We start from the raw sequence: 12,354 nt of genomic DNA, 5'->3' as shown, positions 1-12,354 counted from the left end.
GATGGATTTTAAAACGGATTTTAAACCACTAACGGTAGACCCTGACAAAATATATGATTATAGCTTTTCAATCATTGCTGAAGAAATGGGCAATCATGATTTTTCTGAAGATGAATGGAAGATCGTCCGCCGGGTCATTCATGCTTCAGCGGATTTTGAATTGGGAAGAAGTGTCATCATCCATCCAAATGCCATTCAAGCTGGTGTGGAAGCCATTCGCAAAGGCAGACATGTCATTGCGGATGTTCAAATGATCGAGAGCGGTACAGGCAAAAAACGATTTCAAAAACATGGCGGGGACGTCCATTGCTATATTTCGGATCCGGATGTGATGGTCGAGGCAAAACGTTTGAATACGACAAGGGCGATCATTTCGATGCAAAAAGCGGTAAAGGAAAATGAAGGGGGCATTTATGCGATTGGCAATGCACCTACCGCTTTACTAGAGCTCATTCGTCTTATTAAAGAAGGGATTGCAAAACCGGATTTAATCATTGGAATGCCTGTTGGATTTGTTTCTGCAGCAGAATCGAAAGAGGAACTGGCTAAGATCAAAGAAGTGCCATTCATTACGAATATTGGCCGAAAAGGTGGAAGTACTGTCACTGTTGCAGCATTGAACGCGATTTCCCTTTTAGCTGATAGTTAAAAAACATGGAAAAGAAAGTGAAAAAAGACCCCTCACAAATGCGTCATGGATATACGACGGGAGCATGTTCGACAGCAGTGACCAAAGCGGCATTGACCGCTTTGATCACGGGGGATGCACTAGAGGAGGCAACCATTTCCTTACCAATCGGCCGAGATGCCACTTTCACTATTGAGAAATATGAAATATCGGAAAATGCGGTTAGTGCAGAAACGATTAAAGATGCCGGAGATGATCCCGATGCCACACATTTGGCCCATATTATCTCTACTGTCAGCTGGTCGGATGCACCTGGGATTATATTGGATGGAGGGACCGGAGTTGGTCGTGTGACCAAACCCGGACTTCCCGTTCCAGTTGGAGAGGCGGCGATTAATCCTGTACCGCGCAAGATGATTTTAACCACTGTGCAACAAACACTGGAAGAATTTAAGATCAATAGAGGTGTGAAAGTCGTCATCTCCGTACCAGCAGGTGAAGAAATAGCGAAAAAAACATTAAATGGCCGCTTGGGGATTGTCGGAGGAATTTCCATTTTGGGAACAAGGGGCACTGTCGTCCCTTTTTCCAGTTCCGCCTATATGGCAAGTATCGTCCAGGCTATCAGTGTCGCCAAAGCTAGCGGGTGTGAGCATCTTGTCTTAACGACTGGCGGGCGCAGCGAAAAGTATGCCATGAGCCTCCTCCAGCATTTACCTGAGGAAGCCTTTATTGAAATGGGTGACTTTGTGGGCTTCTCACTTAAGCAATGTAAGAGGCAGGGAATTAAAAAGGTCTCACTGGTCGGCATGATGGGTAAATTCTCCAAAGTGGCCCAAGGTGTGATGATGGTGCATTCAAAAAGTGCCCCGGTCGACTTCGGTTTTCTATCGGAAATTGCCCAAAGCGTCGGAGCTGATGATGATCTTGTTCTTGAAATCAAGAATGCAAACACAGCGTCACAAGTCGGGGATATGATGTCAGGCATTAATAATTTTGACTTTTTTAATAAACTATGTGAATCCTGCTGTCACTCTGCCATTAACCAAGTGAAGGGCGGCATTGAAATGGAAACGGCGATTTATTCGTTGAAAGGACAATTATTGGGAAGGGCTGTTGGAATTGAGTCAATCGATTAAATTAATCGGGATAGGGGATAACGGTCAGGAAAGCTTACTGCCTCAATATTCCCAATGGATAGAAGAAAGTGAAGTGCTGGTCGGAGGTGAACGGGTCTTATCCTTCTTTCCGAACTATTCTGGCAAAAAGATTGTCATAAAGGGCGGTTTGAAAAAGGTGGTGGAGCAACTGCAGGATGAAACTCGTCCAACAGTGGTTTTAGCTTCCGGTGACCCAATGTTTTATGGAATGGGAGGCTATCTTTCCAGCAAAATCAACATGGAGGTTTACCCATATTTCAGTTCAATTCAGCTTGCCTTTGCAAAAATGGGGGAAAGCTGGCAAGATGCCTTCCTCGTTAGCATTCATGGACGCAGCATGAAAGGGCTGGCACAAAGGATCGATGGGAAAGCGAAAGTTGCCTTGCTTACTGACAGCGAAAATAGCCCCAATCAACTGGCTAAATATCTCCTTTCATTCGGAATGACGGAATACCGGGCATTTGTGGCTGAAAATCTTCAAGGGGAAACCGAAGAATCTGGCTGGTATGAACTTGATGAAATGATGGAGCGGGAATTCTCCCCGTTGAATGTCGTCATTCTGAAAAGGAAATCAGAAGGTCCAAGCTGGTCCTTGGGGATAGAAGATGAAGAATTTTCGCAGCGTAAGCCTGACAAAGGACTCATAACCAAAAAGGAAATTCGGGTACTAAGCCTGCATGCGTTGAAGCTCAGGAAAAACAGCATAGTTTGGGATGTTGGGACGTGTACGGGCTCAATGGCAATTGAAGCGGCCAAGCTTGCTTCCGAAGGTCAAATTTACGCGATTGAAAAAAATGAGCCTGATTTAGAAAACTGTTATCAAAACCAACGTAAATTCCGTACAGATATAACGGCGATTCATGGTAAAGCCCCTCAAGGGTTGGAAAATTTTCCTGACCCTGATGCAATCTTCATTGGCGGGACTGGCGGCGAAATGGGAGAGCTGATCAATACTTGCTGCAATCGGCTAAAAGAAGGCGGCAGGATCGTTCTGAATGCTGCGACGATTGAGAATCTTTACCGGGCTAATGAAGCATTTGCGGAAGCTGGTTTTCACACTTCCATCATGCATGCGCAAATCTCCAGAAGTAAGCCAATATTGGGAATGAACAGATTTGTACCGCTTAATCCGGTTTATATCATTACTGCACAACGAAAGGAAGACATGAATGAGTAATCTTGGTACATTATATGGCCTTGGCGTAGGCCCGGGCGATCCAGAGCTAATTACAGTAAAGGCATTTCGCGTGATTCAGGAATCTCCGGTCATAGCGTATCCCAAAAAAAGAAAAGGGAGTAAAAGCTACGCCCATCGCATTGTTGAAGTTTACATTCGTCCTGAAGAGAAGGATATGCTGGGCCTTGTTTTTCCGATGACGAAAGATCAAGCCATTTTGGATCGGGAATGGAACGGAACGGTTGAAAAGGTTTGGCAAAAATTAAATGAAGGAAAAGATGTGGCTTTCGTTACGGAAGGCGATCCGCTTTTATATAGTACGTTCATCCATATGATGAAATTGATGCAGGAGTTGCATCCCGAAGTCGAAATCAAGACAGTCCCGGGCATTTCTTCCTTTAATGGATCAGCGTCAAGGCTGGGCATCGCTTTGGCTGATGGTGATGATCATGTTGCGATAGTTCCTGCAAGGGATGATTATGAAGCGATGAAGAAGGCCATCGAAGATCATGATGCCGTGGTGTTCATCAAAGTGGCAAAGGTAATCGATTTAATGATTACCGTTTTAAAAGATTTGGACTTGCTTGAAAAGGCCTCGGTCGTAACCAAAGTCACTTCCGATGAGGAAGTGATTTGGAAAGTGAGTGAATTGGAAGGACTTGAACTGGAATACTTAACATTGATGGTGGTGAGAAAATGAAGATATATATAGTAGGTGCCGGCCCGGGTGACCCGGATTTGATTACTGTAAAAGGATTGAACATTCTCCAAACGGCTGATGTGATTTTATATACGGATTCATTAGTGAATGAAGAATTGATTGCTAAGGCAAAACCAGATGCCGAGGTGCTCAAAACGGCTGGAATGCATTTGGAAGAAATTGTTGGCATCATGGTTGATCGTGTTAAGGAAGGAAAGATGGTTGCCAGAATCCATACAGGGGATCCTGCCATGTACGGTGCAATCATGGAACAAATTGTCCTATTGAAGAAAGAGGGTATCGGTTATGAGGTGATTCCTGGCGTTAGTTCGGTGTTCGCCTCAGCAGCGGCAATAGGAGCAGAGCTGACCATCCCTGATTTAACCCAGACACTCATATTAACGAGGGCTGAAGGACGTACGCCTGTTCCGGAATTTGAGAAGTTACGTGATTTGGCAAGTCATCACTGTACGATTGCCCTTTTCTTGAGTGCGACCTTGACCAAAAAAATCGTTAAAGAACTCCAGGAAGCCGGTTGGAAGGATGATACACCGGTTGCAGTCATTCAACGGGCAACATGGCCGGACCAAAAAATCGTCCGCACCACGTTAGTGAACTTAGATGATGATATGCGTCAAAATGGCATCCGCAAGCATGCGATGATTTTGGCTGGATGGGCTTTGGACCCTGACATCCATGATAAAGATGAATACCGTTCCAAACTATATGATGCGAGTTTTACCCACGGTTTCAGAAAAGGTGTTAAACCATGATCATTGAATTGAAAGAAGCGGAACTTGCTCCCATTAAACGGTCGCACACTTATGCGATCGTGGCGATTACAAAGCATGGTGTCGAGCTGGCACGAAAATTACATACGGTTTTTTCGAATTCCGATCTATATTACATGAGCAAGTTTGAAAAAGGGGACGAAGAGCATAAACAGATCCAGCTTTTTTCGGGCAGTGTCCGTATGCTATTGCCAGCTTTATTCAAGGAATATAAGGGAATCATTTTAATTATTTCACTCGGGGCAGTCGTGAGGATGATTGCACCAATTTTGAAGGATAAGAAAACGGATCCAGGTGTCGTAGTCATTGATGATAAAGGGGAAAATGTTATCAGTGTACTTTCAGGGCATCTGGGAGGGGCAAATGAACTGACTAAGGAAGTTGCTGCAGCCCTTGATGCAAGAGCTATAATCACCACGGCTTCGGATGTACAAAAAACGATTCCTGTCGACTTATTCGGCCAGCGCTTCGGCTGGATTTGGGATTCCGCAGAAAAATTGACGCCAGTAAGTGCGTCCGTTGTAAATGAAGAGCATGTTGCCGTTGTACAGGAATCAGGTGAACGGAACTGGTGGTCTTATGAAACGGCATTACCTGAACGAATTATCGTATACCCATCCATTGAAGAAGCGCTTCAAGCAAAGCCGCAAGCAGCTCTGGTCGTGACTCACCGCATGCTTAAGCAGTCGGAAAAGAGGATCCTGGAAAATGGAATCGTATATCGTCCAAAGGTCATTGCTCTTGGTATTGGGTGCAATAGGGGAACGGCGGCTGCTGAAATTGAGCAGGTGATTGCAGAAACACTAGCCGAATTATCGTTTTCATTAAAAAGCGTTAAGGCGATCTGTACAATTTCCTTGAAGAAAGACGAACTCGGTTTGATTGAAGTAGTTGAAAAATATGGCTGGGAATTCGTGCATTATGAACCGGAAGAGCTTAATCAAGCCAAAATCGAAGCGCCATCGGATACAGTATTTAAATACACGGGTGCATATGGTGTGAGTGAACCGGCTGTGAGGATTTATACTAAAGCTGAACAATTGGAGCTGGTTAAGAAAAAATCGGGGAACGTAACCATATCAGTTGGGATCATTCCTTTTTAAGGAGGGAAGAAAAAATATGAACGATAGAAGATTGGTAATTGCAGGTACCGGAAGCGGTGTCGGTAAAACGACATTGACCATCGGAATCATGGCAGCCCTCCAGAAGAAAGGCTATACCGTTCAAGGGTTCAAATGTGGTCCTGACTATATTGATCCTACTTATCATACTGCAGTTACAGGACGGGTTTCACGCAATCTTGACAGTTGGATGTTTGAACATGACACAGTTCGAGAAATTCTTAACAAAGCAGGTGCCGGAGCTGATATATCGATCATCGAAGGAGTCATGGGCTTCTTCGATGGCAAAAGTCCATTAGCCAATACAGGATCGACGGCTGAAATCAGCATCATCACGCAAAGCCCTGTCCTGTTGGTAGTCAACTGTGCCAGCATGGCACGGAGTGCAGCTGCAATTGTAAAAGGATTTCAGGACTTTTCGACCGGCCCGAACATCATTGGGGTCATTGCCAATCAAGTGGGAAGTGCAGGTCATTACAAAATTGTCAAATCAGCCATTGAGCAAGAATGCGATGTACCGGTGCTCGGTTATATGAAGCGGGAATTGGATATTGATATTCCAAGCCGTCATTTAGGTTTAATTCCAGCTATTGAACGCGGGGAACTAAATCCGTTTTTCGATAAGCTTGCACAATTAGTCATGGAAACGATCGATATCGAGCAGTTGTACCGTTTATCCAAGACAAGCTCCGTTACCAGTGGAGACTCAAATATTTTTCAACCCAAAAATGAAAAGGACGTGTGCATTGCCGTCGCAAAAGATGCAGCCTTCAATTTTTATTATCAGGAAAACCTTGAGCTGCTTGAAGCATATGGGGCGAACATCAAGTATTTTTCTCCATTAAAAGGGGATGAAGTACCATTGGATGCTGATGGTTTATATCTTGGAGGCGGTTTTCCTGAGGAATTTGCAGCTGAACTTTCCGGTAACGTGGATGCTATCTTATCCATCAGAAGCTCCATTGAAAAGGGGATGCCGACTCTTGCGGAATGTGGCGGTTTCATGTTTTTAAGCAAATCGATTGAAACAACTTCCGGAGAAACGCATCAGATGGCAGGAATGATCCCGGGCAGGATTAAAATGCAGAAAAAGCTTGCAGCACTTGGGTATCGTGAAATTACAGGAACTCCAGGCAATTTTTTGATCAATGAACTGGAGCATGCAAAAGGTCATGAATTCCACTACTCGACATTTGAAGCGGATGCTGATCTTACACATGCTTATGAAGCCAAAGGCAGATTCGGTTCGAAACAAGAGGGGTGTGTATTGGGCAACCTTGTTGCTGGGTATACCCACTTTCATTTTGCTTCCAATCCAACACTTGCAAAGAACTGGATAGATGCTTGCTTAAAACAAAAAAACAGATCTGCCCATGAAACTATCAACTAGTAAAATGTATTTTTTGAAGCTTAAGAGGAGGCGCGAGCATGAAACCGGGAAAAGTTCATCTGGTCGGTGCGGGTCCCGGAGATCCGAAATTGATTACGGTATATGGACTGGAATGTATCCAAAAGGCGGATGTCATTGCATATGACAGGCTTGTCAATCCAGAACTATTAAACTATGCAAAAGAAGGTGCAGAACTGGTTTATTGCGGGAAATCACCAGGGAAACATCATCTCATTCAAAATGAAATACATGAACTTTTAGTGGAAAAAGCTTTACAGGGGAAAAACGTCACCCGTCTGAAGGGTGGAGATCCATTTGTCTTTGGGCGGGGCGGTGAGGAAGCGGAAATACTGGCTGCTAACGGGATTGAATATGATATCGTCCCAGGAATCACAGCGGGAATCGCAGCACCGGCTTATGCGGGCATCCCGGTAACCCACCGTGAACATGCCTCAAGTTATGCCATTGTGACAGGCCATGGCCGTGATTACAAGGGGCAGGATAACCTGAATTGGCAGGCATTGGCTCAAGGGATCGATACCATTGCCTTTTATATGGGAATAGGTAATATGCCGTTCATCTGTGAAAAATTGATAGAGCATGGCAGGGACGGTAAAACGCCAGTGGCCGTCATTGAATGGGGCACGACAGATAAACAAAGGACGATTACCGGTACTTTAAATTCGATTTCCTTGAAGGCTATAACAGAAGAAATTCAAAATCCGTCAATCTTTCTAGTAGGGGATGTCGTCCAATTAAGAGAAAAAATCCAATGGTTTGAAAGAGTGATTGAATCAGAGTCCATTTAGGAAGGGAATGAGTTGGAATGTCCATCATTCAAGAATTGAAGGAACGCCGGGCAATAAGGAATTACGAAGAAAAAGAAGTGGAAGACGAAAAAATCAGGCAGTTATTGGAAGCGGCTACCTATGCCCCTAACGACCGATTGCGTGAACCTTGGAGTTTTTATGTTATCAAGGGGGAAGCGAAGCACCGTTATGAAAGATTGGCAGAAAGGTATTTACATGAACGCTTTCCGACCAAACCAAAATTGATTGACAGTTCACTGGAAGTTGTAAAGACGACACCGCTTATCATAGTCGTGACTTCTGATATTTTACCTGACGATCCAGATTCATCCGAAGACAATGTATTCGCTTCTTGTTGTGCCGTCCATTCGATGTGGCTTGCCGCAAAAGAACTTGGTCTTGGATTCGTTTGGCGCACTAGAGGAGTGGGCCTTGTCAGGGATGAACGCCTGCACGAATTTATCGGTTCACCGGAAAACAAAAAAGTGATCGGCACCATTTTTGTCGGATACCCTAAAGGCAATCAGCCGGTTCCTGCTACTAAAAGGACCTCATACATAGAAAAAACAGTTTGGCTATGAAGGTAGGTGAGTGAGTGGCACGCAGAGGATTAATGCTTATTTATACGGGAAACGGGAAGGGCAAGACGACTGCCTCATTAGGGGTGACATTAAGGGCAATCGGCAGAGGAATGACTGTTAAATACCTTCAGTTCATTAAATCACCAGAGCGTACTTATGGGGAAGCATTGGCTTTGAGAAAATTAGGAGTTAAAATGGAACAGTTAGGTATTGGTTTTACATGGACCAAAACACCAGAAGAACATCGCAATGCCTTATCGCTAGCTTGGGGAAAGGCGAAACTGGCACTTACTGATCCGGATATTGATTTACTTGTTTTGGATGAGTTGAACAATGCGTTAGCGATCTCCAAATTCCCGATTGAAGATGTCTTGCCATTGGCTGAAGTCATCGATGCAATTCGAAATCGTCCTGCTCATATGCATATAGTCATTACCGGCAGGGATGCCAGGCCGGAGCTTATGGAAATGGCGGATTTGGTTTCATCGATCGAGGCGACCAAGCATTATTATGACGAGGGTATCGGCGCTGTCAAAGGATTAGAGTTTTAGGGGGTGAACGTAATGAAGGCACGATCCATCATGATACAAGGGACGTCATCTGATGTAGGGAAAAGTTTGATTTGTACGGCATTTTGCCGGGTATTTTCCAATAAAGGATTACGTGTTGTCCCATTCAAATCACAAAACATGGCTTTGAATTCTTATGTAACCTTGGATGGCGGTGAAATCGGACGGGCACAGGGAGTACAGGCGGAAGCAGCACGGATCACGGCAACGACCGATATGAATCCGATATTACTGAAACCGAAACAGGATATGGTTTCGGAAGTCATCGTGCACGGAAAGCATTTCCTTGATATGAATGCAAAAAGCTATCGGTCCCAATTTGTCCAGGAAGCCATGCCCATCATCCGTAAATCGGTGGAAAAACTTCAAGATGAATATGACATCATTGTACTCGAAGGGGCAGGAAGTCCGGCTGAAATTAACCTTAAGGACCGGGATATAGCGAATATGCGAATGGCTAAACTAACGGATGCGGCTGTCATTTTAGTGGCCGATATTGATCGTGGTGGAGTATTTGCGTCCATTATCGGGACACTTGCCTTATTGGATCAAGATGAACGAGATAGTGTAAAGGGCATCATCATCAATAAATTTCGTGGCATGCGTGAATTATTGGACGATGGCATTGAATGGTTGGAAAAGGAAACCGGGATTCCGGTTCTCGGGGTGCTGCCCTATCTAGACGTGAATATTGAAGCGGAAGATTCACTTGCCCTCTCTTCCTTACGTTTTAAAAAACCTAAAAAGGCTGAGTTTCCGATCGATGTTGCCGTCTTGAGATTTCCGCGGATCTCCAATTTTACAGATGTGGATCCTTTTTTTGATGAACCCGGAGTAGGTGTCCGCCTGGTAAGCAGTGTCCATGAGTTAGGTGATCCCGATCTGCTAATTTTGCCGGGTACAAAAAACACGATGGAAGATTTAGAGTGGTTGAAACGTATGGGATTGGATCAGGCCATCAATGAACTGCGGAAACAAGGAACGATGATATTCGGCATATGTGGCGGTTTTCAAATGCTAGGGACAAAACTTTTTGATCCCGACGCGGTCGAGGGTGACGGTGAGAACGCGGAAGGGCTTTCGCTTCTTCCGGTGGAAACCATTTTTCAAGCAGAAAAGAAAACGGTACAAATGGAAGGTGTCCTTTCTGCCGGGATAATGGAAGGTCAAATGAATCTTAACGGTTTCGAAATACATTTAGGCAGAACGACATTGAAGTCACAAGTAAGGCCCTTTCTTTTATTGAAGGATGGAAGAGAGGATGGAGCCATTTCCAATGACAACAAGGTAATGGGAACATATCTTCATGGGATATTCCATAATCGCTTGTTCACTAGATTACTAGTTAACCAAATTCGACGGGACAAGGGGTTGGAAGAAGTGAAGGAAAACGTTCAAAGCGACTCGGAGCGTAGGGAGGAAGCTTACAATCTCTTGGCTTCCCATTTGGAGGAGAACATAGATATGGATACGATCTATCAATGGCTGCAGCTGGAAACTGCAGAAAGTTGAAAAGGTCATTAGGTTAATGTTGATCAAAGCCCTTTTACCTTTAAAAAAGATCAATTTAGAGCGATAATTCCTTTTATTTAGCCATTTTAAGTGACAGAGACATACAAGATATGTTATGTTGTCTACTCTACATACTTTATACAAAATAAAAGGATGAGGTGTTCATATGAATAAAACAGAATTAGTGAGCAGTGTTGCAGCACAAGCTAAACTGACAAAAGACGACGCAAAAAAAGTAGTGGACGCATTGTTTGAAACAATCACGGCTACACTTGCTAAAGAAGAAAAAATCCAATTAGTTGGTTTTGGTACATTTGAAGTGCGTGACCGCGCTGCCCGTACAGGAAGAAACCCGCAAACTGGCGAAGAAATACAAATTGCAGCTAGTAAAGTACCTGCTTTTAAAGCAGGTAAGGAATTAAAAGAAGCTGTAAAATAAATGAGTAACGAAAAAAACCTGGCGATGCGATATTCGCCAGGTTTTTTTGTTTACTGTCATGCGCTTCGAAAAGCAGTAAATGACAGTCATTTTTATATATTCGGTGCCATTTTCAAACGGAGGCATATAGGGCGTTCTCATGACCAACAATGGAAGAAGCCCACTCCATTAAGCGGTAATGGAATGTAACACAAATGAAAAAAAATTATAGTACTTATTAGTAAGGTTTATACTGTGACTATGTTAGGCTAAGTAATAACAAGTTTTAAAACCAAAATAAAAGAGGTGAAAGATATGCTGAAGAAAATAATGAAAAAAATCAAACAGCTTTCCCAAGGCAGCAGTGAGCGAAGACATGGTCATTATCGCCGAGGCAGCAGCAGCAGCAGCCGAGGTTACAAAAGGTATCCCATGAGTGGAAGTGACCGCTACAAGAGAAAAGGGCGCGGCAGTAGCAGCTAATTCAATTTCTTTGCCTTCATTGCAGCCTGCAGGTCCATTGAGATTTCTTTAATATCTGAATAAGGTTCTTGGATGCTTAATAACCTTTTCAGTAAATGCACGGTTTCTTTTTCTAACGAAAGCTCTTCTGTCCAAGGAAGAGTCTTTTTACTTTTGGAGGCGTACGTCGTATAAAGTACATAAAGAAGTATTTCCCCCAAGTCGTAAAAATCCTGCCTTTTGAGCTGCAAAATGGATTCTTTAGTAAAATCGGCCGAATTGATCATTTTAGACAAACCAAAGTCTATCAAAATGGGCTGATTGTTCTTTAGTAAAATATTTGGTATACGTAAATCTTGATGGAAAATGTCATGGTCATGTAGATAAGATACTAAACCGACCAGCTCATCCAGAAAAAATAGAGACTCTTTCTCATTGAATGTTAGATGATTCAAGAAAATATGGTCTTCCAAATTATCTCCTTCTATGAAATCCATCACAAAATAAACATTTCCCTCATGTGAAAATTTCTCGTGAAATTTGGGGATGTTTTTGTGGTTTAACATTCGTAATATGGAAATTTCATTTTCAAACTGCCTCAGCTCTTTTTTGCTGCGGCGTTTACTTTTCCGGAGCTGCTTGATCACTATATTTTCATTCATTTTCAAATCATTGCAAAGATAAATAATACCGTAGCTTCCTGTTCCGATTACAGCTTTTACCTCGTAACGGTAATTCAGAACCACTCCTTTTTTTAAAGGTATATCCACGAAAAATTGGTAGAACTTTCTAAATGTACGCAAAATTGAAACTTTCCTCACCACTTTCATCTATTCAAGTCAAGACCAAAAAAGTCCATTATTAATTAAGCTGGAAATATGAATGAACATGGATAGTTTAACACTGATTTTTGATATTGCGGTAATGAAAGTCTTTTCTTCGGGGAGTTCTTTTGATAGTTCACAATTAAAAATAAATTTTTCCTATAATTTCACATTATGAAATTATATGGTTTTTAAAAATATTAAGTTTACTA

14 protein-coding genes are annotated in these 12,354 nt (G+C 43.1%); 13 read left to right on the top strand and 1 reads right to left on the bottom strand.

The features are described from left to right. Window position 1: 1 nt before the first annotated feature. From V3595_RS07115 to V3595_RS07055, 13 genes are all read left to right on the top strand, one after another. Window positions 2-649 carry a precorrin-8X methylmutase gene (locus V3595_RS07115; protein ID WP_485906195.1) on the top strand — a complete coding sequence of 216 codons (648 nt, stop codon included), beginning with the start codon at window positions 2-4 and terminating at the stop codon, window positions 647-649. 5 nt (window positions 650-654) lie between these two features. Then, the gene (locus tag V3595_RS07110) at window positions 655-1,767 is read left to right on the top strand and encodes a cobalt-precorrin-5B (C(1))-methyltransferase (RefSeq protein ID WP_485906194.1); all 1,113 of its coding nucleotides are present in this window, start codon (window positions 655-657) and stop codon (window positions 1,765-1,767) included. Continuing rightward, window positions 1,751-2,965, top strand: coding sequence for a precorrin-6y C5,15-methyltransferase (decarboxylating) subunit CbiE (gene cbiE / locus V3595_RS07105; protein ID WP_485906193.1), 1,215 nt, complete (start codon window positions 1,751-1,753; stop codon window positions 2,963-2,965). Before V3595_RS07110 ends, cbiE begins: the two co-directional genes overlap by 17 nt. Next, window positions 2,958-3,665 (top strand): precorrin-2 C(20)-methyltransferase, encoded by a 708-nt coding sequence (gene cobI / locus V3595_RS07100; RefSeq protein WP_098371853.1) that lies wholly within the window; start codon window positions 2,958-2,960, stop codon window positions 3,663-3,665. The genes cbiE and cobI overlap by 8 nt, the downstream gene beginning before the upstream one ends. Next, complete coding sequence (gene cobM / locus V3595_RS07095) at window positions 3,662-4,438, top strand: precorrin-4 C(11)-methyltransferase (protein ID WP_318291661.1); 777 nt, start codon at window positions 3,662-3,664, stop codon at window positions 4,436-4,438. Before cobI ends, cobM begins: the two co-directional genes overlap by 4 nt. Then, window positions 4,435-5,559 carry a cobalt-precorrin 5A hydrolase gene (locus tag V3595_RS07090; RefSeq protein ID WP_402902806.1) on the top strand — a complete coding sequence of 375 codons (1,125 nt, stop codon included), beginning with the start codon at window positions 4,435-4,437 and terminating at the stop codon, window positions 5,557-5,559. Before cobM ends, V3595_RS07090 begins: the two co-directional genes overlap by 4 nt. Before the next feature lie 16 nt (window positions 5,560-5,575). Next, entirely contained in the window at window positions 5,576-6,967 is a 1,392-nt protein-coding gene (locus V3595_RS07085; protein ID WP_485906192.1) for a cobyrinic acid a,c-diamide synthase CobB, read from the top strand. A gap of 38 nt (window positions 6,968-7,005) precedes the next feature. Then, window positions 7,006-7,776, top strand: coding sequence for a uroporphyrinogen-III C-methyltransferase (cobA, locus tag V3595_RS07080; RefSeq protein WP_485906190.1), 771 nt, complete (start codon window positions 7,006-7,008; stop codon window positions 7,774-7,776). A gap of 17 nt (window positions 7,777-7,793) precedes the next feature. Further along, the gene (locus tag V3595_RS07075; protein WP_485906188.1) at window positions 7,794-8,357 is read left to right on the top strand and encodes a nitroreductase family protein; all 564 of its coding nucleotides are present in this window, start codon (window positions 7,794-7,796) and stop codon (window positions 8,355-8,357) included. A 14-nt stretch (window positions 8,358-8,371) separates the two neighbouring features. Beyond that, on the top strand, window positions 8,372-8,908 hold the full coding sequence (locus tag V3595_RS07070) for a cob(I)yrinic acid a,c-diamide adenosyltransferase (protein WP_485906186.1): 537 nt from the start codon (window positions 8,372-8,374) through the stop codon (window positions 8,906-8,908). A gap of 12 nt (window positions 8,909-8,920) precedes the next feature. Beyond that, window positions 8,921-10,438 (top strand): cobyric acid synthase, encoded by a 1,518-nt coding sequence (locus V3595_RS07065; protein ID WP_485906185.1) that lies wholly within the window; start codon window positions 8,921-8,923, stop codon window positions 10,436-10,438. 166 nt (window positions 10,439-10,604) lie between these two features. Beyond that, window positions 10,605-10,877: an HU family DNA-binding protein gene (locus tag V3595_RS07060; RefSeq protein ID WP_485906184.1), complete on the top strand. Its 273-nt coding sequence runs from the start codon at window positions 10,605-10,607 to the stop codon at window positions 10,875-10,877. Next, a complete protein-coding gene (locus V3595_RS07055) occupies window positions 10,878-11,066 on the top strand; it encodes a hypothetical protein (protein ID WP_485906182.1) in 189 nt (62 codons plus the stop codon). A gap of 269 nt (window positions 11,067-11,335) precedes the next feature. Here the strand turns inward: V3595_RS07055 and V3595_RS07050 are convergent, their stop codons facing one another. After that, complete coding sequence (locus V3595_RS07050) at window positions 11,336-12,121, bottom strand: protein kinase domain-containing protein (RefSeq protein WP_485906180.1); 786 nt, start codon at window positions 12,119-12,121, stop codon at window positions 11,336-11,338. Window positions 12,122-12,354 lie beyond the last annotated feature (233 nt).

This window comes from Bacillus sp. CFBP9009, from assembly GCF_036541465.1.
Taxonomy (GTDB): domain Bacteria; phylum Bacillota; class Bacilli; order Bacillales; family DSM-1321; genus Peribacillus.
Note: the sequence above shows the minus strand (reverse complement) of the source record. Positions and strands in the feature narration are given on the sequence as shown.

Excerpts from the sequence above, each read along its gene's own strand:
- V3595_RS07115 (WP_485906195.1), top strand. The coding sequence starts at position 2 with ATGGATTTTAAAACGGATTTTAAACCACTAACGGTAGACCCTGACAAA.
- V3595_RS07110 (WP_485906194.1), top strand. The coding sequence starts at position 655 with ATGGAAAAGAAAGTGAAAAAAGACCCCTCACAAATGCGTCATGGATAT.
- cobI (WP_098371853.1), top strand. The coding sequence starts at position 2,958 with ATGAGTAATCTTGGTACATTATATGGCCTTGGCGTAGGCCCGGGCGAT.
- cobM (WP_318291661.1), top strand. The coding sequence starts at position 3,662 with ATGAAGATATATATAGTAGGTGCCGGCCCGGGTGACCCGGATTTGATT.
- V3595_RS07090 (WP_402902806.1), top strand. The coding sequence starts at position 4,435 with ATGATCATTGAATTGAAAGAAGCGGAACTTGCTCCCATTAAACGGTCG.
- V3595_RS07085 (WP_485906192.1), top strand. The coding sequence starts at position 5,576 with ATGAACGATAGAAGATTGGTAATTGCAGGTACCGGAAGCGGTGTCGGT.
- cobA (WP_485906190.1), top strand. The coding sequence starts at position 7,006 with ATGAAACCGGGAAAAGTTCATCTGGTCGGTGCGGGTCCCGGAGATCCG.
- V3595_RS07075 (WP_485906188.1), top strand. The coding sequence starts at position 7,794 with ATGTCCATCATTCAAGAATTGAAGGAACGCCGGGCAATAAGGAATTAC.
- V3595_RS07065 (WP_485906185.1), top strand. The coding sequence starts at position 8,921 with ATGAAGGCACGATCCATCATGATACAAGGGACGTCATCTGATGTAGGG.
- V3595_RS07060 (WP_485906184.1), top strand. The coding sequence starts at position 10,605 with ATGAATAAAACAGAATTAGTGAGCAGTGTTGCAGCACAAGCTAAACTG.
- V3595_RS07055 (WP_485906182.1), top strand. The coding sequence starts at position 10,878 with ATGAGTAACGAAAAAAACCTGGCGATGCGATATTCGCCAGGTTTTTTT.